Here is a 22,237-nt window from a genome sequence, read left to right on the forward strand (position 1 = left end):
CACGTTCTCCCAGGTCTGGCATTGCTTTCGGCATTCAACTTGCGCGGGCAGAGGAGGACGCCATGAAAACTGCATCCATCGGCATGACAATGGCGATCCTGGCGATGACGAGCGCAGCGCACGCCTCCGCGTGCATCGACGCCAAATCGGCCAAGGCCGGCTTCGTTCTCGAAAGGCCTGGCGTCCACAGCGAATTTCGTCCGGCGGCGGGCGGAATGGTGGCGGTTGCCAACAAATACCAGTCGCAATCGCCGCAGTCGCAGTACCTGTTCGGCGGGCTGATCGAAGTGTTTCGCGACAGCAGCACAGGGCAGATGGCGATGATCCCGTTTTCCGATCTCAGGAAGGTGTTCCCACTGAAGGCGGGGGCCAAGAGCAAGATCGTGTTTGCCCGTCTTGCACCGAACAAGCCGCCGAAGGGCACCGAGACGCTGGAGATCAACGTCAAGGGCAAGGAGACGTTCAGCCTGGGTGATTGCAAATACGCCGTGCTCGCGGTCAAGCAGACGATCAGGAGCGAGGCCGGCGAGACGCGGGACGAGTTCACCGCGCTTTACGCACCCGATCTGCAGGCAGTTGTGGCCAGGCGCTATGACGAGGGCACCAGCGCCGAAAGCGTGGTCGGCTACGAGCTGATCAAGCCGCTGCCGAATTAAGCGTTCGGCCTCCCCGCCTCGGTCATAGTGAGCGACTGTCCTGCCGGCGTCAAAGGGCTCTGTGCAGTATCCTGCTACGTCGCCTCGTTCCCGTTTTGGACGACATAACTCCCTGCTCCAACGCCATCAGGCAGTCGCGCAGCACGCTTGCGTCCTGTGCGGTCTTGGCCATCGACACGGCGCCCGAATAGCTGGCGACGGCGAGCGCTGCGAAGCGCTGCGGATCGGTGCCCAGCTCCCGTCCCGCCCGCTGGTCGGCGCTGATCTTGTCGGCGATCGCCTGGCGCCAGGCCGAAAAAATGCCGGCAAGGGCCATGCGGAAATCCGGATCGGCAAGCGACAGTTCATGCGCCAGGTTGTTGAGCGGACAACCGCGCACGAAACCTTGCCGCTCCAGCTCCGCCGCGACGGCCGCGAACACGGAGCGCACGCCCTCGCGCGCTGAGGGAGCCATCCGCACCGGTGCGATCCATGTCTCTTCGACCGCGGCGGCGACCCGCTCCTCGATCACTGCAAGCGCCAGCGCCTTCTTGGTTGGGAAATGGTGGTGCAGCGCGCCGCCGGTGACGCCCGCCGTCGCCATCAGGTCGCCCATGCTGGACGCATGATAGCCGCGTGCCTGAAACGCCTCCTCGGCGACGTCGAGCACTTTCTTGCGCATGCCTTCGGGGTCGTTGGTGCGTTTTTGAGCCCGCGACCTTGGGCGAGCGGACATCTCTGCTGACATCTTCACACGATAGCAGATTGACAAAACAGGACAACCGGTCTGTTTTGTAAAACAGGATGACTGACCTGTTTTGAGATCGAGCGATGAACCTGCCTTTGAACGCCATACCTAATCCCGATCTGCTCGCCTCGCCCGTCGTCGAACTCAGGCAATACACGCTGAAACGCGGGCGGCGCGAGACGCTGATCGGCATCTTCGACAATCACCTGATCGAGGGCCAGGAAACCGCGGGAATGACCATCATCGGCCAGTTCGGCGATCTCGACCGGCCGGACATGTTCGTCTGGCTGCGCGGCTTCGACGGCATGGAAGCGCGGAAAAACGCTCTGACCGCCTTCTATGACGGGCCGGTCTGGGCTGCCTGGCGCGATGCCGCCAACGCCACGATGATCGATTCCGACGACGTGTTGCTGCTGAGGCCGGCCTGGCCGGGCGCCGGCTTCGATCTCTCGGGATCGCAACGAGCAATCCAGACGGATCTCGAAGAACCAAGCACAAGCAGTGCTTTGCAGACAATTATTGTCATCAAGATTCATCATCTGCGACCGGGACTGGAAGCCGGCTTCGCCAGGGACTTCCAGACCGCGGCTCTTCCGGTGCTTGCCGCATTTGGCGCACAGCCGCTGGCCGCCTTCGTCACCGAACATGCCGAAAACAGCTTTCCGCGGCTGCCGGTGCGGGCCAGCGAAAACGTCTTCATCAGCGTCACGGGTTTCGCCAGCGCCGAAGCGTATGCCCGGCACGAAGCGGCCTTGGCCGCCTCCCCGGACTGGCAGGCGCTTCAGCAGACCGTACAAGGGGAATTCGCCAGGCCCGCGGAGGTTTTGCGTCTGTTACCGACGGCGCGATCGCTGCTAGGGCAGCACCCAATTTCGGTATGAACCAACATCGTCGACGCCCCCTACGTCGCCGGAGCCTCCTGGTTCATGCCTGAAAGTGTCTGGCATGGATCGCCTGGTAACGCGTGATCCATGCGGTTGCCTGCTCCAGGTCAAAGGAAACGCGAAGCAGCCGGTGGTCCTCGTTCTTGCGGCCAATGAGCTGGATGCCAATCGGCAGGCCGCCCTTCGACTGAAAAAGCGGCAGGCTGGCGGCCGGTTGCCCGGTGACATTAAAGATTTCGGTGAAGGGCGCAAAGCCGTAGGCCCGGCTCGCCCAAGCCTCGTAATCGAAGAGAGCACCATCGCCATGGATGGCGCCAAGCCGGGGCGTAAGCTCGGCCGTCGTCGGCGTCATGATCAGGTCGAACCCATCGAACGCCATCGCCATCGCCAGCGAAGCGCTGTGCACATGGTCCAGCGCTCTGAGATAATCGGCGGCCGAGGATCGCCGAAAACTGTCGAGAGCGTGACGAGTCAGGCTTTCGATTTCGCCGGCCCCCGGCATCCGCCCGATCTCGTCGGCGCGCTCGTCAACCAGCCGCGCGACCTCCGACATCCAGAAGATGCTCCAGTCCGCTTCGGCACTGGCTTCCCGCGGGAAACGCGCCTCTGTGACCTCGTGTCCCATGTCCTCGAGGAGGATCATGGCTTCCTGGAATTTTCCCCCGATCTCGGACGCGACGGGCGTGCCATCCGGCCGGTGCATCAGGCACGCGACGCGCAGACGCTCGCCGGGCGAAAACAGCGAGTCCAGGTAGGATGGCACCGATTTCGGCACGGAGTAAGGCGCTCCTTGTTCTGGACCGGCAGTCATGTCCAGCATAGCGGCGCTGTCCCGAACGGTGCGGGATAGGACACTGTCGGCGTAGAGCCCGGCGCCGACCTGACCTCGATAGGGGCCGACAGGCGTGAGCCCGCGCGACGGCTTCATGCCGAACACGCCGCAACAGGCAGCCGGCACCCGGATCGAGCCGCCGATGTCGGAACCGTGGGCGACCGGCACCATGCCGCTTGCCACCGCGGCGGCAGCTCCGCCGCTTGAGCCGCCCGCCGTCAGCGAAGGATCCCAGGGGTTCAAGGTGGGGCCGCGAAAGCTGGGTTCGGTGACGAAGTCGTTGGCAAATTCAGGCGTGTTTGTCTTTCCCAGCAAGATCAGACCGGCGGCCCGCCAGCGCCGGACGATCTCGCTGTCGGGCTTCGGCGCGGCATCCTTGAAGTAGAGCGACGAGTGCGTCGTCGGCCACTCCCGTACATTGACGCCGGTGTCCTTGACCAAGAAGGGAATGCCGGCGAGTGCGGCCTGCCGGTTGCAACTTGCCGCCGCGGAAAGCGCCCGGTCCGCATCGATCAGTGTCACGGCATTGATGGCGGGATTGATGCGTTCGATCGCTTCGATAGCCGCCTCAACGACCTCGGCAGCCGACAATTCACCCGAGCGAACATGCCCGGCCAGAGCGACGGCATCCAACGCCACGTATTCGGAAAGGTTCATGACTGCTCTCAGCCCAGATTGCCGGTCGCTTCGAGGTCGGCTTCATTCCAGACCTTGAAATACCGGGCGATGGCTGCCGCAACCAATGCCGGATCCTCCCAGTGCGGGTTGTGTCCGCATCGCACCGCGCTTACAAACGCGGCGGCGGGGATTTCTTCGAGGAGCCGCCGTTGGTGCGTTTCGTCGAAGAGCAGGTCGCGCCCGCCCGCAATGACAAGCGCCGGCAGGTGCAGCGTGCGCGCCTTGTCGGTCAGATCGACGCGCCGAACCTGCTCCAGGATTGCGCACCAAAGTGCCGCCGGCATGGCTGACGCTTCCTTTGCAGCCATGGTCAGGAAGTCCGCTGGAACCTCGGCCTCGCAGGCATGCCAATATTCATAGAACGGATCGGCCGGCGATATCGGGTCTCGAAGTGCCCGCACACCAACGGTCATCGGGTGATCCTCACCGATCTGCGGCCGCAGCGTTCCGGCCATCAGCACCAGGCCACCGATCATCTCGGGGTAGCGCGCGGCTGCCTCGATCGCCACCATGCTGCCCAGGGAATGCCCGACCAGAACCGGCCGCTCGAGCCGCAATCGCTCGATCAAACTCGCCACATCTTCCGCGAAATCCGCCGGGGCGAAGCCGCGTGTCCCGGCCGGCGAGGCGCCATGCCCGCGCAGGTCTGGAATGACACGCCGGCGCCCGGCGAGATGCGGCGCCAGCAGCGAGAAGCTGCGGCTCGTGTCGGAGAAGCCGTGCACCAGCACCAGCGCGGGCTCCTGCCCGGCGATTTCGACGCAGGCCGTTTCAGTGCTGCCGATACCGACCTTGCGCTTGCGGCCGTTCCAGCCCGCCTGATCGGCCGATATCACAGGCCGAGCTGCTGCTTGACTGCGTCGAGCGCGGGCTTGCCATCGAATGTGGTGACACCGGCAAGCCAGGCGCCGAGCCTATCCGGATTCTCCTTGACTGCCTTGAGGCCGGCTTCCTCCGGCTTCATGCCGTCATTGATGAGATAGCTCATGCCGAGATTTTCGAAATCGATGTCGAAGGCGAGATTCTTCAGCAACTGCCCGACATTCGGGCATTGCTGCAGATAGCCCTTGCGCACCTGCGTCGTCACCGTCGCGGCGCCGAAGTTCGGGCCGTAGAACTTGTCGCCGCCGCTCAGATATTTGAAGTCGTACATCGTGTTCATTGGATGCGGCGCCCAGCCCTGGAAGACGATGAAGCGCTTTTCCTTGATCTCGTAGCCGACCTCGGAAAGCATGCCGGCTTCACTCGATTCGACGACCTGCCAGCCATCGAGGCCGAGCGACTTATCAGCGATGGCGTCCATCATCAGCTGGTTCGAGCCCGGCTCGATGCCGTACATCTTCCTGCCGAACTTGTCGGCGAACTTTTGCAGGTCGGCAAAATCCTTGACGCCGGCCTCCCAGACGTAAGTCGGCACGGCAAAGGTGTATTTGGCGCCGACGAGATTGACGCGCACATCGTCCACCGAGCCGTCCTTCTTATAGGGCTCGTAGTAGGTGATCATCGCCGGATCCCAATAGCCAAGGAACACGTCCAAATCATTGTTCTTCAAGGATTCATAGATGACGTTGATGCCCAGAAGCGAGCTTGCCGGCTTGTAGCCGAGCGCATCGAGCAAGACGCTGGTGACGCCGGTGGTGAAGGCAAGGTCGTTCCATCCAGGCTCGGCCATGCGCACGACCTTGCATTGCTCGGGTTCGGCCGCAAAGGCCGGCTGGATCGCCAGCACGACGCAGAGCGAGGCGCCTATTCCAAGGCAACGAAGCATTTCGGTTCTCCTCATTTCACCAACGACGTTGACCATTCGGTTTTTAAATTGTCCCAACGGTCAATCATTGATCTCGGCGGACAAAAATGTCAACGTCGGTTTTCGATGCATGGATCCCGGCCCGTGAAACTCAAGCGTCTCAGCGACATACGCCGCAAGGAGCTGCGGCAAGCCGCCTTTGCCGTGCTTCAGCGCGAAGGCATAGCTGGCGCCACCATAGAAAAAGTGGCGGCACAGGCCGGCGCGTCGAAGGGCATCGTGCTGCACTATTTCAACAGCAAGCGGGAGCTTTTCGAGCATGCCATGCGCGAATCGAACCTGGTGCTGCGTCATGCGGTGGTGGAGCGGTTGAGGCAGGCGCGTACGCCAATGCAACGGATAGATGCCATCATCGAAGGCAATTTCGAGCCGCATCTCTTCCAGCCGTCCCTCTGCCACGCTTGGCTTTCGCTTTGCGCGGAGGTGCCGCGCGACGAAAAGCTTGCCCGCATCCAGAAGGTGATCCATGCGCGCATGCGCTCCAACCTGCTGTCCGGCCTGCGCGGTCTGGCGCCGGCGCGCGATGCTGATGAGATCGCTTTCGGCGTCACCGCCCTGATCGACGGGCTGTGGGTGAGGCTTGGCCTGCAGCCCGGCAGCGTTACGCGTGAACAGGCCATTCATCAGGTCAAGGATTTTGTCGCTACCCGGCTGGCTGTTCGGCGCGGTGCAGCCGCTGCCGAATAGCCAGGCGCATCAGCCGAAAGTTCATATTGTAGGATAAGCCGGAGGCTTGACCACAATCGGCAACGGCGCTGCTCTCCTTACCAGACAAGACGGCAAAGCGCGGAGTGTTGGATGAGACTAGGCGGCAAACGGGCACTGGTCACCGGCGGTTCGGAGGGGATCGGGCTGGCAATCGCCGAGGCTTTCTCGCGCGAAGGCGCTGGCGTGCTGATCGTCGGCCGCGACGGCAAAAAACTCGACGTCGCCCGCGAGCAGCTCGGGAATAATGTCGAAACGCTGTCGGCCGACCTGTCGGCCAGCGCCGGCATCGACGCCGTGGTCGAGCATGCCAGGCGCGGCCCACCTCTCGATATCCTCGTCAACAACGCCGGCGTGGCATTCCTGGTGCCGTTCGAGACCGTCAGCGAGGACCAGTTCCAGCAATCGTTCGCGCTCAACGTCACGGCCGTATTCTTCCTCACCCAACGGCTGTTGCCGCATCTCGCGCAAGGCAGGGCTTCCGTGATCAACATCTCGTCCTATTTTGCGCACAAGATGATCCCGAAGCGGCCGTCCAGCCTCTATTCGCTGTCGAAGGGCGCGCTCAATTCGCTGACCAAATCGCTCGCCTTCGAGCTCGGGCCGCGCGGCATAAGGTCAACGCCATCGCGCCCGGCACGGTCGACACAGCGATGCGGCGCAGGTCGATCGAAAACCTGCCGGAAGCCGCGCAAGCCGAGCTCAAGGCCTATGTCGAGCGCAGCTATCCGCTCGGCCGCATCGGCCGGACCAGCGACCTTGCCGGCATCGCGGTCTATCTCGCCAGCGACGAGGCGGCGTGGACCAGCGGCGGTATCTTTGCCATCGACGGCGGGTATACGGCGGGGTGAGGAGCGCGCCCTCCTCCTCGCTTATGGGAGAAGGAAAAGGCGCGGCTTCAACCGATTTGCATCTCCATCGCCCGCAATCTCCGCTTGAAGGCGTTTGTGCAACGCGATACGCCGTTTGCAAATTGCAAACCGGAGAGACTGCGTGAGCGCGCCAGAGACCAGAACCGAAACCGACACGTTCGGTCCCATCGAGGTCGCCGCGGACCGCTATTGGGGCGCGCAGGCGCAGCGTTCGCTGGCCAATTTCAAGATCGGCTGGGAGAAGCAGCCGGCCTCGATCGTGCGGGCGCTGGGCATCGTCAAGCGGGCGGCCGCCGAAGCCAATATGGAGCTGAAGCGGCTCGATCCGGCGATCGGCAAGGCCATTATCGAGGCCTCCCAGGAGGTCATCGACGGCAAGCTGAACGACCATTTCCCGCTGGTCGTCTGGCAAACCGGCTCAGGCACCCAGTCCAACATGAACGCCAATGAGGTGATTTCCAACCGCGCGATCGAGCTTTTGGGCGGCGTCATGGGGTCGAAGAAGCCGGTGCATCCCAATGACCACGTCAACATGAGCCAGTCGTCGAACGACACCTATCCGACGGCCATGCACATCGCCTGCGCAGAGCGCATCATTCACGACCTGCTGCCGGCGCTAAGGCATTTGCATGCGGCACTCGACGCCAAAACCAGGGCTTTCGCCCACATCGTCAAGATCGGCCGCACCCACACGCAGGATGCGACGCCGCTGACGCTCGGCCAGGAATTCTCCGGCTATGCGGCGCAGGTCGCCTCGTCGATCAAGCGCATCGAAATGACCCTTCCCGGCCTGCAGGAATTGGCGCAAGGCGGCACCGCGGTCGGCACCGGCCTCAACGCGCCGGTCGGTTTTGCCGAAAAGGTGGCGGCGCGCATCGCCGCGATCACCGGCATCGATTTCGTCACCGCGCCGAACAAGTTCGAGGCCCTGGCCGCCCATGATTCCATGGTGTTCTCGCACGGCGCCATCAATGCCTGCGCGGCGGCGCTGTTCAAGATTGCCAACGACATCCGCCTGCTCGGCTCCGGCCCGCGTTCGGGCCTCGGCGAATTGTCGCTGCCGGAAAACGAACCGGGCTCGTCGATCATGCCTGGCAAGGTCAATCCGACCCAATGCGAGGCGATGACACAGGTTTGCGTGCAGGTGTTCGGCAACAATGCGGCGATCAGCTTCGCCGGCAGTCAGGGCCATTTCGAGCTCAACGTCTACAATCCGCTGATGGCCTATTGTTTCCTGCAATCGGTACAACTGCTGGCCGACGCTTCGGTGTCCTTCACCGACAATTGCGTCGTCGGCATCGAGGCCCGCGAAGACAACATCAAGGCGGCGCTCGACCGTTCGCTGATGCTGGTGACGGCGCTTGCGCCGACGATCGGCTACGAGAACGCCGCCAAGATCGCCAAAGCGGCACATAAGAACGGCACCACGCTGCGCGAGGAAGCGCTGGCCACCGGGCTGGTCAGCGAAGCCGACTATGAGCGGCTGGTGCGGCCGGAGGACATGACGCATCCGGGCTAGGCGGCGTGGACAAATTTGAGCGGCCTGCAAATCGCTCGTTGTGTGATTTTCATGGCTTTGGTTAGATGAGGCATGCAAGCAGCCACACGCTCCTCTTGGAAAACGCTCTCCCTCCCAGCGCAGCAAGATCGGATAGATCTTGCATTGCTGTATTCGGACGCCGAAGGCGAGAAGATCAGGCTTGGGCACGTTCCGCGGGATATGGACGATAAGTGGTTCATATTTTTTGAGAATGGCTGGCTCTATTTTCATCGTTCGTGGACAGGAGCCTGCATCTATGGCGTCCGTCTCGAGGGTTCGCCGAATGGTATTCGTGTGACTGATGCATGGGTCAGCGGGGATAAAGAGTGGTACCAATCGCCCGGCCCTGAGCACGACGCACGTTTGATCCAGCAACTCATCTCCGGCCGCCTGCTGTCGTAAGGTCGACACGCACTGCCAAGCCTTGCGCAGCGGCTATTGACGACGTCTCACTGTATTGATTCAAGGCTGCTTTTGGAGGCGGACTTGAGCAGAGGCGATCTGACAGAGGCGGAATGGCGAATTCTGAAAGGATTGCTGCCGATCAATGGTCCATACCGCCACCGCCAGATACCGGCTAAAATTTGTCCACGCCGCCTAGGGTGTTGATATGCCTGGATCACAACATCCATGTTCATCGCGAAAACGTTACCTGGGTGAACAATCCGTAACCAATCTGACGTCTTTGGTGAACAGTCGACCTGCGCTAACTAGGCGGGTATCCCAAGCCGTTTGGCCAAACCCTTCTGGAGAGTTACGCATGTCCACCAATACGTCCACCAACACTTCGTTTGCCGGTTCCGGCACCGCCGGCGCCTCGGGCACGATCCTGCTCGGCCGCATCCTGCTTTCTGTCATCTTCCTGCTTTCCGGTTTCGGCAAGCTGACGGCGATTGCCGGCACCGCCGGCTATTTCGGCAGCCTTGGCCTGCCGCTGCCGATGGTGACCGCCATTGTCGTCGGCCTTATCGAACTGCTTGGCGGCCTGGCCATCCTCGTCGGCTTCCAGACCAGGATCGTCGGCTGGGTAATGGCGATCTTCACCGTCGCCACCGCGCTGGTCGCCCACACCGGCTGGGCCGATCAAATGCAGATGATCAATTTCATGAAGAACCTCGGCATTGCCGGCGGCTTCCTCGTGCTCGCCTCCTCGGGCCCAGGCGCGTATTCGATCGACGCCAAGCGCGGCTGAAGCAGTCCAGCGTTCCTGAACAAAGGGGCGCGGAATTTTCCGCGCCCCTTTTTCGTTGTCGGTTCATATCCGCTGGCTGGAACTCTGCTAGGATCGGTCGCCGATATCGGAGGAGACCATGCCTCGCAATGCGCTGCTCTTGCTTTCCCGGCTGCTGCTCGCCGCGCTGTTCGTGCCGTCCGGCTTCCATGCGCTTGCCGACATCGCGGGCACATCAGGCTATTTCGCCGGCCTCGGCCTGCCGCTGCCGACGCTGGTGGCTTGGGCGACAGGCCTGTTCGAGTTGATCGCCGGGCTGCTCATCCTCGTCGGCTTCAAGACGCCGGTCGTGGCGCTGCTGCTCGCTGCCTTCTGCATCGCGGCGGGCTTCCTCGGTCATTATGGCCAGGGCGGCGACGATCCGACGCTGACCTTCATGCATTCACAGATGCTGATGAAGGACATCGCCATAGCAGGCGGTTTCCTGGCGCTGGCAATGGCTGGTGCGGGCGCCTGGTCGGCCGACGGGCGGCTGGTTGCAGCGAGCGCCTAAGCTGCCGCCCGGTTTATTCGGTGTTCAGAAAAACGAACTTTGCGAGACGGCTCACATTGACGGGCCAGCGAAGAGGACGAAGATCCCGGCAACCAACAGCTGCAGAACCTGCCTGGATTTCACGGCGTTTTCCTTCTTTCCTCAACGGTCGCGACGCGACAGCGCGGGCGTCTATTTGACAGACATGCCAGGCCCGCCCTCGACCGCCAGCACCAGCCGGCGGTTGGTGACCCTTGCCAGCTGTGCCAGCCGGCCGGCCGGCCGCTCGCCGTAAAGATCGGCCAGCGCTGCCGGCAGCACCAGCGCCAGTACGCCATTGCCGCGGTTTTCCCATTTCAGTCGCGGCATGACGCCGGGCATTGCCGCGCTCAGCAAATAGACGACGCGCAGCAGCGCGGCCAGCACGCGGGCGCGCTCGAGATAGCGCGGTGTCGCCAGCCCGCGGATTTCCGGAGCGGCTTCATTGAACACGCCCTCGTGGCGAAACAGGCTGACAAGCGCCAGGAAGGCGCGGCCGGGATGGTCGACGCCAATAAACGAGGCGTGAGCGATGATGTTGAGCGATTGCTTGCCGCGATATTCGGGATGGGCACGCCAGCCGATATCGGCGAGCAGGCAGGCGGCGTGGCGGTAGCGCGCCTCATCCCTGGTCTCGTCGATGCCGAAGGCGGCGAATGCCTTGCCGGTCCATTCGACAAGCTCATGCGCGTGGTCGACCGAGCGCGAGCGCAGGCGGGCAAGCTCTTCCGCAGCCGAGATCAGCGGATCGGCCTTCTGCTCGGCCTTGTCGAGCAGCGAATAGAGAAAGCCCTCGCGCACGCCCAGCGCCGACACGATGATCTTCGACGGCTGCATCGCCGCCATGATCTCCTGCAGCACGATGGCGCCATAGGGCAGCAGCGAGCGGCGGTTCTTGGAGATGCCCTCGATGCCTTTGATCTTGTCGATCTCGGCTTTGGCGGCCTGCCGGAGGAAGTTCGCGGCGCTTTCGATGCCGATCTCGTAGTGGTGCATGACGCCGAGCGGGTAGTTGGTCATTTCCATGTGCAGCCGGGCCAGGTTTCGCCAGGTGCCGCCGACTGTGTAGAAGGCCCTGCCCTGCCCGCCCTTCAGCAATTTCGCCCGCGCCAGTTGCTCGCGCGTGATCCTTGCCGCCTGGGCCAGCGAGTTCTTCGCCATGTCCTGCAGGCGCAAGCCGCCCAACGGCAGCGTGATGCCGTCACCGATCGTCACACCGTCGATATCGATCAGTTCGAGGCTGCCGCCACCAAGGTCGCCGGCGATGCCGTTGGCCGGATGGAAACCGGAGATGACGCCGAGTGCTGAATAATGAGCTTCCTCGCGGCCGCTCAGCACCTGGATCTCGGTCCTGAGCACATCCTCGGCGCGGTGGATGAAGTCGGGGCCGTTGACCGCCTCACGAGCGGCGGCGGTCGCCAGCACATACATGCGCTCGGCGCCGGCCTGGTCGGAGAGCGCGCGGAAGCGGCGGAACTCTTCCATCGAACGAGTCACCGCCTCGGGATCGAGCTTTCCGGTCGAAACGATGCCGCGGCCGAGGCCCGCCAGCATCTTTTCGTTGAACAGCAAGGTCGGCGAGCGCGCCAGCCCCTCATAGATCACAAGACGGATCGAGTTCGACCCGATATCGATGATGGACAGCGGTCGGCGGTCCTGGAGCCGGCCCTGGGACGCTGAAATCATCAGCCCGTCGCTGCGTTCTGTTTCTTGCGGCGTTTGAACTGCGCGATGCGCTTGGGCGCATGCGACTTCAACGCATCGCCCCGTCCGGACAGGCTCGGATTGGTCATGAAATATTCCTGCGCGTTGAACGGTTCCTCGCCCTCTTCCAGCACGACGCGCCGGGAGGTTCCATCAGCCAATACGTCGAAACTTTGCTGGTTGTCCATGATGTTGCCGAGCATGATCTGGCCGAGCACCTGCTCATGCACAGTTGGATTGGTGATCGGCACCATGGTCTCGACGCGGCGATCGAGATTCCGCGGCATCAAATCGGCCGAGGAGATATAGACGATCGCCCCGTCCGAGGGCAGGCCGTGGCCGTTGCCGAAGCAATAGATGCGGCTGTGCTCGAGGAAGCGGCCGACGATCGACTTCACCCTGATGTTCTCCGATAGGCCGGGCACCTGCGGTCTCAGGCAGCAGATGCCGCGCACGACGAGATCGATCTCGACGCCGGCGCGGCTGGCATCGTAGAGGGCATCGATGACGATCGGGTCGACCAAGGCGTTCATCTTCATCCAGATGCGGGCCGGTCTGCCCTCCAGCGCGTGGCTGATCTCATCCGAAATGTGCTGGAGGATGCGGTCGCGCAGCGTGAACGGCGAGATGGCCAGCCGCATCTGCTCGGCCGGCTCGGCATAGCCGGTGATGAAGTTGAACAACTGGGCGACATCGCGCGCGATTGTCGGGTCCGTGGTGAAGAAGGACAGATCGGTGTAGATGCGGGCGGTGACCGGGTGGTAGTTGCCGGTGCCGAGATGCACGTAATTGCGCAGCCTGCCGTCCTCGCGCCGCACGACCAGCGACATCTTTGCGTGGGTCTTCAGTTCGAGAAAGCCAAAGACGACCTGGACGCCGGCGCGCTCGAGGTCGCGCGCCCAGCGGATGTTGGCCTCCTCGTCGAAGCGCGCCTTGAGCTCGACCAGCGCCGTCACCGACTTGCCGGCTTCCGCCGCATCGACCAAAGCCCGTACGATCGGGCTGTCGTTGGAGGTGCGGTAGAGCGTCTGCTTGATCGCCACCACTTCCGGGTCGGCCATTGCCTGGCGCAGAAACTGCACCACCACGTCGAAGGATTCGTAAGGGTGGTGGACGATGATATCCTTCTCGCGGATCGCGGCAAAACAGTCGCCGCCATGCTCGCGGATGCGCTCGGGAAAGCGCGGATTGTAAGGCGTGAACTTCAGATCGTCGCGGGCGACGGCGACGATCTCCGAGATCTGGCTGAGCGCCAGCGGACCGGTGAGCACGCTGATCCGGCTGGCCGAGACGCCGAGCTCGCCGGCGACGAAATCGCGCAATTCGGCCGGCATCGACCTGTCGAACTCGATGCGGATGACCGAGCCGCGGCGTCGCCGCTTCAGCGCCGTCTCGAACAGCCGCACCAGATCCTCTGATTCTTCCTCGACCTCGATATCGCTGTCGCGGATGATGCGGAACGTGCCGGAGCCCTTGACCTCATAGCCGGGAAACAGCTTGCCGATATAGAGACTGACCGCCTCTTCGAGTGGAATGAAGCGGACATGATGCTTGCGATCCGGCAAACGGATGAAGCGCCTCAGCGCCACCGGCAGGCGCAAAAGCGCGCTCATTTCCTCGCCGTTCTTGCGGTGGCGCAATTGCAGCGCCATCGAGAAACCGAGGTTGGGAATGAACGGGAACGGATGCGCCGGGTCGATCGACAGCGGGGTCAGGACCGGAAATACCTGCTCCTGGAAATGGTCCTCGAGCCAGGTCTTCTCGTCCTTGGTCAGCGCATCGCGGGTGATGCTTTCGATGCCTTGTTTGTCGAGCAGCAGCATCAGCGCCGAAAGGCTGTTCTGCTGGTCCTCCTGCAGGCGCTCGACCTCGCGCAGCAATTGTTCGAGCTGCTGCTCGGGAGTGCGCCCATCCGGGCTCTTCAGCACGATGCCCTCGCGCACCTGGCCGGCAAGACCGGCGACGCGGACCATGAAGAACTCGTCGAGATTGGCTGCCGATATCGACAGGAAGCGAACGCGCTCGAGCAGCGGATGATTGGCGTTCAGCGATTCTTCGAGCACGCGCCGGTTGAATTGCAGCCAGGAAAACTCGCGGTTGACGAAGCGGTCGGGGTTGCCGCCTTCGCGGCTCGCCGCCTCGACGGTGATGAATTCGCTCTGCACCGGCTTCAGTTCGTTCATGGTTTCCGCTCTTCCCACACCGTTCGACGACCACAGCCTTAACCGGCTTAACTTATCCTCTGACAGGCTTTTGCGACAGTTTCATTTCATCGATCTTGCAAAGAGATGGGTTATGATCCAGATGCAATCGACAAGATCAGGAGACGACGATGGCAGGCGGTTCCATTCCCCATTTCCAGAACGATGCGGGCTATCCGGCAATCGACATCGGCGTCAAGGAATTCATGTGCACCGGCGCCAATCCGCCTTTCGACCACCCGCATGTATTTCTCGATATGGGCGACGACAATGAAAAAGTCTGCCCCTATTGCTCGACGCTCTATCGCTATTCGCCCAAGCTGAAGGCATTGGAAACGCAGCCGCCGGGCTGCCTCTATATCGACCAGGCCGCCTGATTCTTCCGCGACAAGCCTGATGCGAGAAACGCAGTCCCGGCAGGTGGTCATCGCCGGGGCGGGCGTCGCCGGACTGACCGTGGCACTGGCCTTCGCCGAGCGCGGCTATCGGACAAAACTGTTCGAACAGGCGCAGCACCTCGAGGCTGCCGGTGCCGGCATCCAGCTTTCACCCAACGCGACATGCATCCTTCGACAATTCGGCCTACTCGATCGGCTGCTGCCGACGGCGGTGCGGCCGGAGGCGGTCGTGCTGAAGGATGCCGTCACGCTGCGCGAGCTGGCGCGCGTACCGCTTGGCCAGGCGGCTGAAACGCGCTGGGGAGCACCCTATCTCGTCGCCCACCGCGCCGACCTGCAGTCAGCGCTGATGGCGCGGATAGCCGAGCGCTCCGAGGTCGAGCTTGTCACTGGTGCCCGCGTCGGCGGCGTCGCAACCGGACCGAATGGCATCACCGCAACAGTCGAGATTGCCGGCACGACCATCGAAGCCGAAGGATCGTTGCTGGTCGGAGCCGATGGCGTCTGGTCGTCGGTGCGAGAAACGCTCGCCCGCAAGGCGGCCGATTTCCGGAGAAGCCGCTTCTCGGGCGAGCTTGCCTGGCGCGCAACGGTGGCCGCGGACAGCCTCGCCGGACAAGCCTTCAGGGTGATCGGAGCGCCCGATTGCGTTACCGCATTCCTCTATCCAGGCTTCCATATGGTCGCCTATCCGGTCAGCCGTGGCGCGGTCTTCAACCTCGCGGCCTTCACCAAGGGCGAGCGCATCGCCGAGAACTGGTCGGGGCATGCCGACCCCGCCATCCTCGCCAACGCCATGCGCGGTACCGCGCCGGCGCTGGTCCGTCTGGCGAGCGAGGCCGCGCCATGGACGGCATGGCCGATCCATACCGTCGAGCAGCGGCGGTGGACGACGCCGGAGGGCATAGCGCTGATTGGCGATGCGGCGCATGCGATGACGCCGTTTGCCGCACAGGGAGCGGCGATGGCGATCGAAGACACGGTAACCCTTGCCGGTTTCGTTGCCAGCTCGCCTGCCGACCTCAGCAGCGCGCTTGTCGCCTGGGAACAGGCGCGGCGGCCGCGCGTATCCCAGGTCGCCCGCCGCGGCGCCCTCAACCGCCTCGCCTGGCATGCGGCCGGGCCGGTGGCGATGGCCCGCAACCTGTTCCTGGCGATGCGCTCACCCGAAAAACTCGCCGCTGATCTGGACTGGCTCTATGGCTGGCGGGCGGACGCTCGGCGGTCCTAAGTCATCGGAGCCTTGTCAATTGTAAAGCCGCATCGACAGGCTAAGCGAGGCCGGCAGCGGGTTCCACCAGCCGGTGCGCAGGCCGGCGGTGCGCAGTGCCGCCGCCGCCCAGGTGTTGCAGCCGACCAGCGCGTTGAAATGGCCATTGGCTTCGAAGAAACGATCGAAACGGGAGTAGGCCGCATCCTCGATCGGCATGGCCCCGTTCGGTCCCTGCTGAAAACTCGCTGCAATGAAATCGAGCAGCGCCGCAAAGCGTTCCTCACTTACGTCGAAGCCGGCGACGTCGGGATGCGGCTCGGCGATTTCGCCTGAAATGTCGACATGCATCACCGAGGCATCGACGGTCAGCGCCTTCATCACCGGCACTGCCTTCAGTTCCGACCAGGTCGGCGTCTCGAGATAGAAGGCGCGGCCGCCCCAGCCGAAGACGATGTAGCGGACCTCCGCCATGTCGGCCGGAATGCCGGCATCGACCAGGAAGTGGAAGCGCCGGCGCACATCGTCGTCGACCGGGATGGCGATGTCGGTGTGGATCGGATTTTTCAGCACCACGATGCGGTGGCTTGCGCCGATCGGATCGGCAGCGGCCGCCGGCCAGAGCGGGCGCGGCAGCAGCGTGCCCAGCGCCACCGCAAGGACTGCTGCAACGACCAGCAGGTCGAGAAAACGAGCAAGCTTCTTCATGGGGAAGGCATAGGCCAAGCAATGTTCAAGGTGAAGCCTCTCCGGAAATTGCACAGCTGACTTAGCGCTTGACGCGTATCCTCCCGGGGAGGATATGCAGAGGCATGTCAGATCACCTCCACGCTTCGCATCCTTCCATCATAAAGCGCCTGAAGCGCGCGCAAGGCCACCTCGCGGCGGTGCTGGCGATGATCGAGGCGCATCGCCCTTGCGTTGATCTGGCGCAGCAGCTTCATGCCGTCGAACGGGCCATCAGCAGCGCCAAGCGCGAGCTGATCAATGATCACATCGAGCATTGCCTGACGGACAGCGTCGAAACCGGCGGCAACTCGCTGGCGGAACTCAAGCAGCTGGCGAAATATCTATGAATGCCATCGTAGCCCGCATTCTGGAATGGCTCGGGTTCGGCTCGCACGCCGCACATCATCACGGCGATCACGGTCCGCACGGCCACAGCCATGGCGTCATCGATGCGACAATTGCCACCACCGATCGGGGCATCTGGGCAATCAAATGGTCGTTCGTGATCCTGGCGATCACCGCAGCATTGCAGATGGTCGTGGTTGTGCTGTCGGGGAGCGTGGCATTGCTGGCCGATACGATCCATAACATCGGCGATGCGACCACGGCGATCCCGCTATGGATTGCGTTCGTGCTGGCGCGGCGCAAGCCGTCGCGGACCTTCACCTATGGCTTGGGCCGGGTCGAGGATCTGGCCGGCATCATCATCGTGCTCATCATCCTGTTCAGCGCTGTAGTCGCCGCCTACCAAGCCATCGACAGGCTGATCAATCCACAAGCGGTGACGCACCTGGGCTGGCTGGCGGCGGCGGGCATTGTCGGCTTCCTCGGCAACGAGGCGGTTGCCGTGTTCCGTATCCGCGTCGGCCGCGAAATCAACAGCGCGGCACTGATTGCCGACGGCTATCACGCCCGCACCGACGGACTTACCAGCCTTGCCGTGGTCATCGGAGCCACCGGCGTCTGGCTTGGCTTTTCCTTGGCCGACCCGATTGTCGGCCTGCTGATCACGATTGCGATCTTCGGTATCGTCTGGCAATCGGCCCGCTCGGTGCTGACCCGCGTGCTGGATGGAATCGAACCCGGTGTGATGGATGAAATCCGACATGCCGCCGAGCACGTTCCGGGCGCACGCATTGTCGATGCCAAGGCGCGCTGGATCGGTCATAGATTGCACGCCGACATCGCAATTGCCGCAGACGAAACCCTGCCGCTGTCGGAAGCGAATAACATCGCGGCGGCGCTGAAGGACGAACTGTCCCAGCATATGCCGGCCTTGGCTACGGCGAATGTGCGGTTTTCAACCGAACGTGGAGAGAACGACCATCCTCACCCTCACGAGACGTGCATGACGAAAACCACGGCCACGAGCACTGAAGGTCCCTTTTAGACGGCTACGGTCAGGTGACATCGATGACGACCATCAGCCCGCCGCCGCCCTTCTCCTCGACATTGTTGTTCGTGGTGTGATGCGGGATGTGGCAATGGATCAGCCATTTGCCCGGACGCTGCGCCTTCCAGATCACGTCGTAGCGCTGACCCGGCCCGACATTGACCGTATCGGCAAGGAAACGACCGGGGGCAGGGATCGTTTCGCCGTCGCGGGCAACGACCTCGAACGGTCCGCCATGGATATGCATCGGATGGATGAAGCCGTTGTTGGTGCCGATGAGCCGCACCTTGAGCGTCTCGCCAACCTTCATCGGGATCGTCTCGGTCGAGGGATAGGCCTTGCCGTTGATGGTGAAGAAATTCGGCATGCCGCCGTCCATCGGCATCGACGGGTAGGTCAGCCCTTCTCGCACCAGCCATTCCTGAAGCTCGATGACGTAATCCTGGTCGGCCGCGACCTCGTCGGCGGGATTGGCGGGATCGATGATCAGCGCACCGTAGAGGCCGAGCGCCTGGGTTCGGTCCGGCTTGGCATGTGGGTGATAGAAATAGGTTCCGTGCTGGGTTGCGGTGAATTCGTATGAATAGGATTGCCCGGGCTCGATCGGCGCCTGCGTGATCTCGGCCGGTCCATCCATCTGGTTCGGCAAGATCATCCCGTGCCAATGGATGGTCGTTTCCTCAGGCAGGCCGTTGGTGACGTTGATCCTGACCCGATCGCCCTGGCGAACGTGAATTCGCGGACCAGGAATCTGGCCGTTATAGGCATAGGCGTCGACCGCAACGTCCGGCAGGATCTGCCAGCGGACCACTGAAGGCCTGAGCTCGAATACCTTGACGCCTTTCTCAACTCGAAACGGCAGGTCCTGGTCACCCCTTGTCGACAGACCATAAGAGGCGGCCACGAGGCGCGGATCGGTGGCGGCCATGTCGCGCATTGCGTCGGCCGGCGTGTCGCGATCCATGATCATGCCTCGCGGCATGATCACCCCGCCGACGTCGCGTGCCGACAGCGTCAGGTTCAGCCAGTTCGCCGGCGCGATCATGCCGATGCCGAGCGCCAGCAGGGAGACGGCACCTAGGGCAGCGACCTGCGGCGTCGTGGCATCTGTCTCCATGTGATGGCCGCCGCCTTTGCCTTTGTGGGAAGCCATATCGTGGCGCTGCCCGCGATGGCCGCTGGCGTCGGCCTGCTGCATTTGCATCTGCGCATGTTGCCTCGTGGCAGGCTGCTCCCGGCCATCGATGCCGGCTGCCTGCGCGCGCTGCGTCATCAGCCCATGCTTCAGCCCCCGGGCGACCAGCCAGACATTGGCCGGGTAGGCAAGCGCAAAGCCGGCGATGACGCCGATCGACATCACGCCCCAGAACAACAGCTCCGTCGGTTCCATCGCGCGCATGTCGCGGCCCATCATCAGGAAGCTCATGACCGGTGCCATGCCGGCCATCATGAAGTTCATGGAGATGAACTCGGGCAGGAAGCTCTTGCGCACGTTCTCCCAATAGGTGCCGCCCATCATCGATTTCATGAACAGCGATTGGAAGATGAACAGGCCGAAGGCAAAGCCGGCCAGATATTCGACAATCAGGTCGATCCACATCGGCAGGCCGAGCGCCGCCGTGACGGCGGCGGCAAGAATGATGCCGGTGGCATCGCCGGCGACGCAGTGGATGGTGGAGCCGACGCCCTGCTTCCAGAGCGGCCGGGTGAAGAGTTCATGCTCGCCGGGCCGGGGCTCCTTGTCGGCGAGCACGTAGAGCAGCAAGCCGAGCGGACCCATATAGAGGGTGACCAGAATGAAGCCCCATTTCATCACCACCGGCTCGGGATTGTTGCGATATTGGTCGAAGCCGACATAAAGCGTCGAAGCCAGCGCCAGCGCGAACCAGACGACGAGGAAATAATCGATCGGTTGGATGAGCATCAGGATGAACCCGTGACCTGCCGCCGCACGCGCCCACGCGGCTCGCTATACAACTCCCAATGGCAATGAACGCAGCCGGCGCGCTTATGATCCGCGCCGGCCTTAGTTACCAGGTTGCAACGTGACCACTCGAACGACCTGAAGCACGCTTGCTATCTTCTCGCGCAGCGCACGGTCAGCGCTCGTCGAATACGCGCGAAGCCAGCAAGACAGAGAGGCTTGATCCGCCGCTCTTGTCCCGAACCCGGGGTACAGGATCAGTGCAGGATCTGCGACAGGAACAGCTTCGTGCGCTCATGGCGCGGGTGGTCGAAGAACTCGGCCGGCGTGTTCTGCTCGACGATCTGGCCTTGGTCCATGAAGATCACCCGGTTGGCGACTTTGCGCGCAAAGCCCATCTCGTGGGTGACGCAGAGCATGGTCATGCCTTCCTCCGCCAGCCCGACCATCGTCTCCAGCACTTCCTTGATCATTTCCGGATCGAGAGCCGAGGTCGGCTCATCGAACAGCATGATGCGCGGGTTCATGCACAGCGAGCGGGCGATCGCCACGCGCTGTTGCTGGCCGCCGGAAAGCTGGCCGGGATATTTGTTGGCCTGTTCCGGGATCTTGACGCGCTTGAGGAAATGCATGGCGATTTCCTCGGCCTGCTTGCGCGGCATCTTGCGCACCCAGATCGGCGCCAGCGTGCAATTCTCCAGAATGGTCAGATGCGGGAACAGGTTGAAGTGCTGGAACACCATGCCGACCTCACGGCGCACCTCGTCGATCTTCTTCAGATCGTTGGTCAGTTCCTTGCCGTCGACGATGATCTTGCCCTTCTGATGTTCCTCCAGCCGGTTGATGCAGCGGATCATCGTCGATTTGCCGGAGCCCGACGGGCCGCAGATGACGATCCGCTCGCCGCGCATCACCTTTAGATTGATGTCCTTCAGCACATGGAATTCGCCGTACCATTTGTGCATGGCGATGATGTCGATGGCGACATCGGTGGTGGAAATGTGCATCTTGGCGGCATTGACCTTGATCTCTTCCGCGCTGACGGCGTTTTCTATGGCCATGACAAGGTCCCCTTTTTAGCGTTTGTGGCCGGTGTCGAGACGGCGTTCCGTGTACATTGAATAGCGCGACATGCCGAAGCAGAACAGCCAGAAGATGAATGCCGCGAACACCAGGCCGGATCTGGCCGTCTGCGGCGTCGCCCAATTGGCGTCGGAGAAGTTCTGCTTGACGATGCCGAGGAGGTCGAACATCGAGATGACGATGACCAGGCTGGTGTCCTTGAACATGCCGATGAAGGTGTTGACGATGCCGGGAATGACCAGCTTCAGCGCCTGCGGCATGACGACCAGGCCCATCTTCTGCCAGTAGCTGAGGCCGAGCGAATCGGCGCCCTCATACTGGCCTTTGGGGATCGCCTGCAGGCCGCCACGCACCACTTCGGCCATGTAGGCGGCGGCAAACAGCGACACGCCGATCAGCGCGCGCAGGAACTTGTCGAAGCTGACGCCGGCCGGCAGGAACAGCGGCAGCATCACGCTGGCAAAGAACAGCACCGTAATCAGCGGGATGCCGCGTACCGTCTCGATGAAGATCACGCACAGCAGCTTGACGATCGGCATGTTCGAGCGCCGGCCGAGCGCCAGCACGATGCCGATCGGCAGCGACACGGCAATGCCGACGAAGGACAGGCTGAGCGTCACCAGCAGTCCACCCCAACGCGACGTCTCGACATGCGGCAGGCCGAATATGCCGCCGACCAACAGAACGAAGGCGACGACCGGCAGTACAAGAAAGAGAAGAATGGCATTCAGCCCCTTGCGCGGTACGCGCGGAATGAGCAGCGGCACCAACAGTGCCACGAACAGGATGGCCACCACGATCGGCCGCCAACGCTCCTCGATAGGATAGGTGCCGAACATGAACTGGCCGAACTTGGCGTTGACGAATGCCCAGCAAGCACCGGTCCAGCCATCCGGCTGGATGCCGCCTTGCGCCACGGTGGCGCAGACCGAGCGGTCCGGTCCGGTCCACTGGGCGTTGATGAAGGCCCAATTGATGATTTGGGGCAGGATCATAGCGACCAGCGCGATGCCGACGATGGTGAGAATGGCGTCGCCCGTGGTGGCAATCAGGTTCTTGCGGATCCAGGCGGTGAGGCCACGCTCGCTCGACGGCGCCGGTTGGGCCAGCGCCATCTCCGTCCGCACCCAGGACATGTCGTGTTCCTGCATG

At 62.7% G+C, this 22,237-nt stretch carries 20 protein-coding genes and 2 pseudogenes; 12 read left to right on the forward strand and 10 right to left on the reverse strand.

The window, feature by feature from the left end; all coding sequences use genetic code 11:
- The first annotated feature begins 62 nt into the window (after positions 1-62).
- A complete protein-coding gene (locus tag NKH78_RS29930; protein WP_352740288.1) occupies positions 63-656 on the forward strand; it encodes a hypothetical protein in 594 nt (197 codons plus the stop codon).
- A 49-nt stretch (positions 657-705) separates the two neighbouring features.
- On the opposite strand, the gene NKH78_RS29935 is transcribed toward NKH78_RS29930, so the two are convergent.
- A complete protein-coding gene (locus NKH78_RS29935) occupies positions 706-1,317 on the reverse strand; it encodes an LmrA/YxaF family transcription factor (RefSeq protein WP_352740289.1) in 612 nt (203 codons plus the stop codon).
- Positions 1,318-1,466: 149 nt separating this feature from the next.
- Here NKH78_RS29935 and NKH78_RS29940 point away from each other — a divergent pair, with 149 nt between their 5' ends.
- Positions 1,467-2,264 carry an NIPSNAP family protein gene (locus NKH78_RS29940; protein WP_352740291.1) on the forward strand — a complete coding sequence of 266 codons (798 nt, stop codon included), beginning with the start codon at positions 1,467-1,469 and terminating at the stop codon, positions 2,262-2,264.
- A gap of 43 nt (positions 2,265-2,307) precedes the next feature.
- Here NKH78_RS29940 and NKH78_RS29945 read toward each other — a convergent pair whose 3' ends face one another.
- The 3 genes from NKH78_RS29945 to choX are packed head-to-tail and all read right to left on the reverse strand — an operon-like array spanning position 2,308 to position 5,545.
- Complete coding sequence (locus NKH78_RS29945; protein WP_352740293.1) at positions 2,308-3,756, reverse strand: amidase; 1,449 nt, start codon at positions 3,754-3,756, stop codon at positions 2,308-2,310.
- A gap of 8 nt (positions 3,757-3,764) precedes the next feature.
- Complete coding sequence (locus tag NKH78_RS29950) at positions 3,765-4,613, reverse strand: alpha/beta fold hydrolase (protein WP_352740295.1); 849 nt, start codon at positions 4,611-4,613, stop codon at positions 3,765-3,767.
- A complete protein-coding gene (gene choX, locus NKH78_RS29955) occupies positions 4,610-5,545 on the reverse strand; it encodes a choline ABC transporter substrate-binding protein (protein ID WP_352884935.1) in 936 nt (311 codons plus the stop codon). The genes NKH78_RS29950 and choX overlap by 4 nt, the downstream gene beginning before the upstream one ends.
- Before the next feature lie 123 nt (positions 5,546-5,668).
- Here choX and betI point away from each other — a divergent pair, with 123 nt between their 5' ends.
- The 6 genes and pseudogenes from betI to NKH78_RS29985 all read left to right on the forward strand — a co-directional run bounded on the left by betI (position 5,669) and on the right by NKH78_RS29985 (position 10,425).
- A complete protein-coding gene (betI, locus tag NKH78_RS29960; protein ID WP_352508869.1) occupies positions 5,669-6,271 on the forward strand; it encodes a choline-binding transcriptional repressor BetI in 603 nt (200 codons plus the stop codon).
- A gap of 111 nt (positions 6,272-6,382) precedes the next feature.
- A pseudogene (locus NKH78_RS29965) lies at positions 6,383-7,140 on the forward strand (SDR family NAD(P)-dependent oxidoreductase).
- Between the two features lie 142 nt (positions 7,141-7,282).
- Positions 7,283-8,680 (forward strand): class II fumarate hydratase, encoded by a 1,398-nt coding sequence (gene fumC, locus NKH78_RS29970; RefSeq protein WP_352740298.1) that lies wholly within the window; start codon positions 7,283-7,285, stop codon positions 8,678-8,680.
- Positions 8,681-8,752: 72 nt separating this feature from the next.
- Positions 8,753-9,103, forward strand: a complete 351-nt coding sequence (locus NKH78_RS29975; RefSeq protein WP_352884936.1) for a hypothetical protein — start codon at positions 8,753-8,755, stop codon at positions 9,101-9,103.
- Between the two features lie 358 nt (positions 9,104-9,461).
- Positions 9,462-9,893, forward strand: a complete 432-nt coding sequence (locus NKH78_RS29980; RefSeq protein WP_352884937.1) for a DoxX family protein — start codon at positions 9,462-9,464, stop codon at positions 9,891-9,893.
- Between the two features lie 118 nt (positions 9,894-10,011).
- Positions 10,012-10,425 (forward strand): DoxX family protein, encoded by a 414-nt coding sequence (locus NKH78_RS29985; RefSeq protein ID WP_352508872.1) that lies wholly within the window; start codon positions 10,012-10,014, stop codon positions 10,423-10,425.
- A gap of 171 nt (positions 10,426-10,596) precedes the next feature.
- On the opposite strand, the gene ppx is transcribed toward NKH78_RS29985, so the two are convergent.
- Both ppx and NKH78_RS29995 read right to left on the reverse strand, forming a co-directional pair.
- Complete coding sequence (ppx, locus tag NKH78_RS29990; protein WP_352508873.1) at positions 10,597-12,129, reverse strand: exopolyphosphatase; 1,533 nt, start codon at positions 12,127-12,129, stop codon at positions 10,597-10,599.
- Positions 12,129-14,330 (reverse strand): RNA degradosome polyphosphate kinase, encoded by a 2,202-nt coding sequence (locus NKH78_RS29995; protein ID WP_254820633.1) that lies wholly within the window; start codon positions 14,328-14,330, stop codon positions 12,129-12,131. The genes ppx and NKH78_RS29995 overlap by 1 nt, the downstream gene beginning before the upstream one ends.
- Positions 14,331-14,479: 149 nt before the next feature.
- On the opposite strand from NKH78_RS29995, the gene NKH78_RS30000 reads away from it, so the two are divergent.
- On the forward strand, positions 14,480-14,725 hold the full coding sequence (locus NKH78_RS30000; RefSeq protein WP_254820632.1) for a zinc-finger domain-containing protein: 246 nt from the start codon (positions 14,480-14,482) through the stop codon (positions 14,723-14,725).
- Between the two features lie 19 nt (positions 14,726-14,744).
- The gene (locus NKH78_RS30005; protein WP_352508874.1) at positions 14,745-15,977 is read left to right on the forward strand and encodes an FAD-dependent monooxygenase; all 1,233 of its coding nucleotides are present in this window, start codon (positions 14,745-14,747) and stop codon (positions 15,975-15,977) included.
- A gap of 15 nt (positions 15,978-15,992) precedes the next feature.
- Here the strand turns inward: NKH78_RS30005 and NKH78_RS30010 are convergent, their stop codons facing one another.
- Positions 15,993-16,664 (reverse strand): TIGR02117 family protein, encoded by a 672-nt coding sequence (locus NKH78_RS30010; RefSeq protein ID WP_352508875.1) that lies wholly within the window; start codon positions 16,662-16,664, stop codon positions 15,993-15,995.
- Between the two features lie 104 nt (positions 16,665-16,768).
- On the opposite strand from NKH78_RS30010, the gene NKH78_RS30015 reads away from it, so the two are divergent.
- Together NKH78_RS30015 and NKH78_RS30020 are read left to right on the forward strand one after the other, a co-directional pair.
- Complete coding sequence (locus NKH78_RS30015; protein ID WP_023719742.1) at positions 16,769-17,032, forward strand: metal-sensing transcriptional repressor; 264 nt, start codon at positions 16,769-16,771, stop codon at positions 17,030-17,032.
- 5 nt (positions 17,033-17,037) lie between these two features.
- Positions 17,038-17,991: pseudogene (locus tag NKH78_RS30020) on the forward strand (cation diffusion facilitator family transporter); the annotation flags it as partial.
- 94 nt (positions 17,992-18,085) lie between these two features.
- On the opposite strand, the gene NKH78_RS30025 reads toward NKH78_RS30020, so the two are convergent.
- From NKH78_RS30025 to NKH78_RS30035, 3 genes are all read right to left on the reverse strand, one after another.
- On the reverse strand, positions 18,086-20,002 hold the full coding sequence (locus NKH78_RS30025; RefSeq protein WP_352740304.1) for a multicopper oxidase domain-containing protein: 1,917 nt from the start codon (positions 20,000-20,002) through the stop codon (positions 18,086-18,088).
- Positions 20,003-20,259: 257 nt separating this feature from the next.
- A complete protein-coding gene (locus NKH78_RS30030; protein ID WP_031212005.1) occupies positions 20,260-21,009 on the reverse strand; it encodes an amino acid ABC transporter ATP-binding protein in 750 nt (249 codons plus the stop codon).
- Between the two features lie 69 nt (positions 21,010-21,078).
- Positions 21,079-22,236: an amino acid ABC transporter permease gene (locus NKH78_RS30035; protein WP_254820738.1), complete on the reverse strand. Its 1,158-nt coding sequence runs from the start codon at positions 22,234-22,236 to the stop codon at positions 21,079-21,081.
- Position 22,237: the final 1 nt, after the last annotated feature.

The sequence above is a fragment of the Mesorhizobium sp. M0910 genome, from assembly GCF_040319465.1.
Taxonomy (GTDB): domain Bacteria; phylum Pseudomonadota; class Alphaproteobacteria; order Rhizobiales; family Rhizobiaceae; genus Mesorhizobium.

Bases quoted from the DNA above. Each gene is read 5' to 3' on its own strand.
- NKH78_RS30030 (WP_031212005.1), bottom strand. From the start codon at position 21,009: ATGCACATTTCCACCACCGATGTCGCCATCGACATCATCGCCATGCAC.
- NKH78_RS29940 (WP_352740291.1), top strand. From the start codon at position 1,467: ATGAACCTGCCTTTGAACGCCATACCTAATCCCGATCTGCTCGCCTCG.
- NKH78_RS29930 (WP_352740288.1), top strand. From the start codon at position 63: ATGAAAACTGCATCCATCGGCATGACAATGGCGATCCTGGCGATGACG.
- NKH78_RS29945 (WP_352740293.1), bottom strand. From the start codon at position 3,756: ATGAACCTTTCCGAATACGTGGCGTTGGATGCCGTCGCTCTGGCCGGG.
- NKH78_RS30025 (WP_352740304.1), bottom strand. From the start codon at position 20,002: ATGCTCATCCAACCGATCGATTATTTCCTCGTCGTCTGGTTCGCGCTG.
- NKH78_RS30005 (WP_352508874.1), top strand. From the start codon at position 14,745: ATGCGAGAAACGCAGTCCCGGCAGGTGGTCATCGCCGGGGCGGGCGTC.
- NKH78_RS29980 (WP_352884937.1), top strand. From the start codon at position 9,462: ATGTCCACCAATACGTCCACCAACACTTCGTTTGCCGGTTCCGGCACC.
- NKH78_RS30035 (WP_254820738.1), bottom strand. From the start codon at position 22,236: ATGCAGGAACACGACATGTCCTGGGTGCGGACGGAGATGGCGCTGGCC.
- NKH78_RS29975 (WP_352884936.1), top strand. From the start codon at position 8,753: ATGCAAGCAGCCACACGCTCCTCTTGGAAAACGCTCTCCCTCCCAGCG.
- NKH78_RS30000 (WP_254820632.1), top strand. From the start codon at position 14,480: ATGGCAGGCGGTTCCATTCCCCATTTCCAGAACGATGCGGGCTATCCG.
- NKH78_RS30010 (WP_352508875.1), bottom strand. From the start codon at position 16,664: ATGAAGAAGCTTGCTCGTTTTCTCGACCTGCTGGTCGTTGCAGCAGTC.
- choX (WP_352884935.1), bottom strand. From the start codon at position 5,545: ATGCTTCGTTGCCTTGGAATAGGCGCCTCGCTCTGCGTCGTGCTGGCG.
- NKH78_RS29985 (WP_352508872.1), top strand. From the start codon at position 10,012: ATGCCTCGCAATGCGCTGCTCTTGCTTTCCCGGCTGCTGCTCGCCGCG.
- ppx (WP_352508873.1), bottom strand. From the start codon at position 12,129: ATGATTTCAGCGTCCCAGGGCCGGCTCCAGGACCGCCGACCGCTGTCC.
- NKH78_RS29995 (WP_254820633.1), bottom strand. From the start codon at position 14,330: ATGAACGAACTGAAGCCGGTGCAGAGCGAATTCATCACCGTCGAGGCG.
- NKH78_RS30015 (WP_023719742.1), top strand. From the start codon at position 16,769: ATGTCAGATCACCTCCACGCTTCGCATCCTTCCATCATAAAGCGCCTG.
- NKH78_RS29935 (WP_352740289.1), bottom strand. From the start codon at position 1,317: ATGCGCAAGAAAGTGCTCGACGTCGCCGAGGAGGCGTTTCAGGCACGC.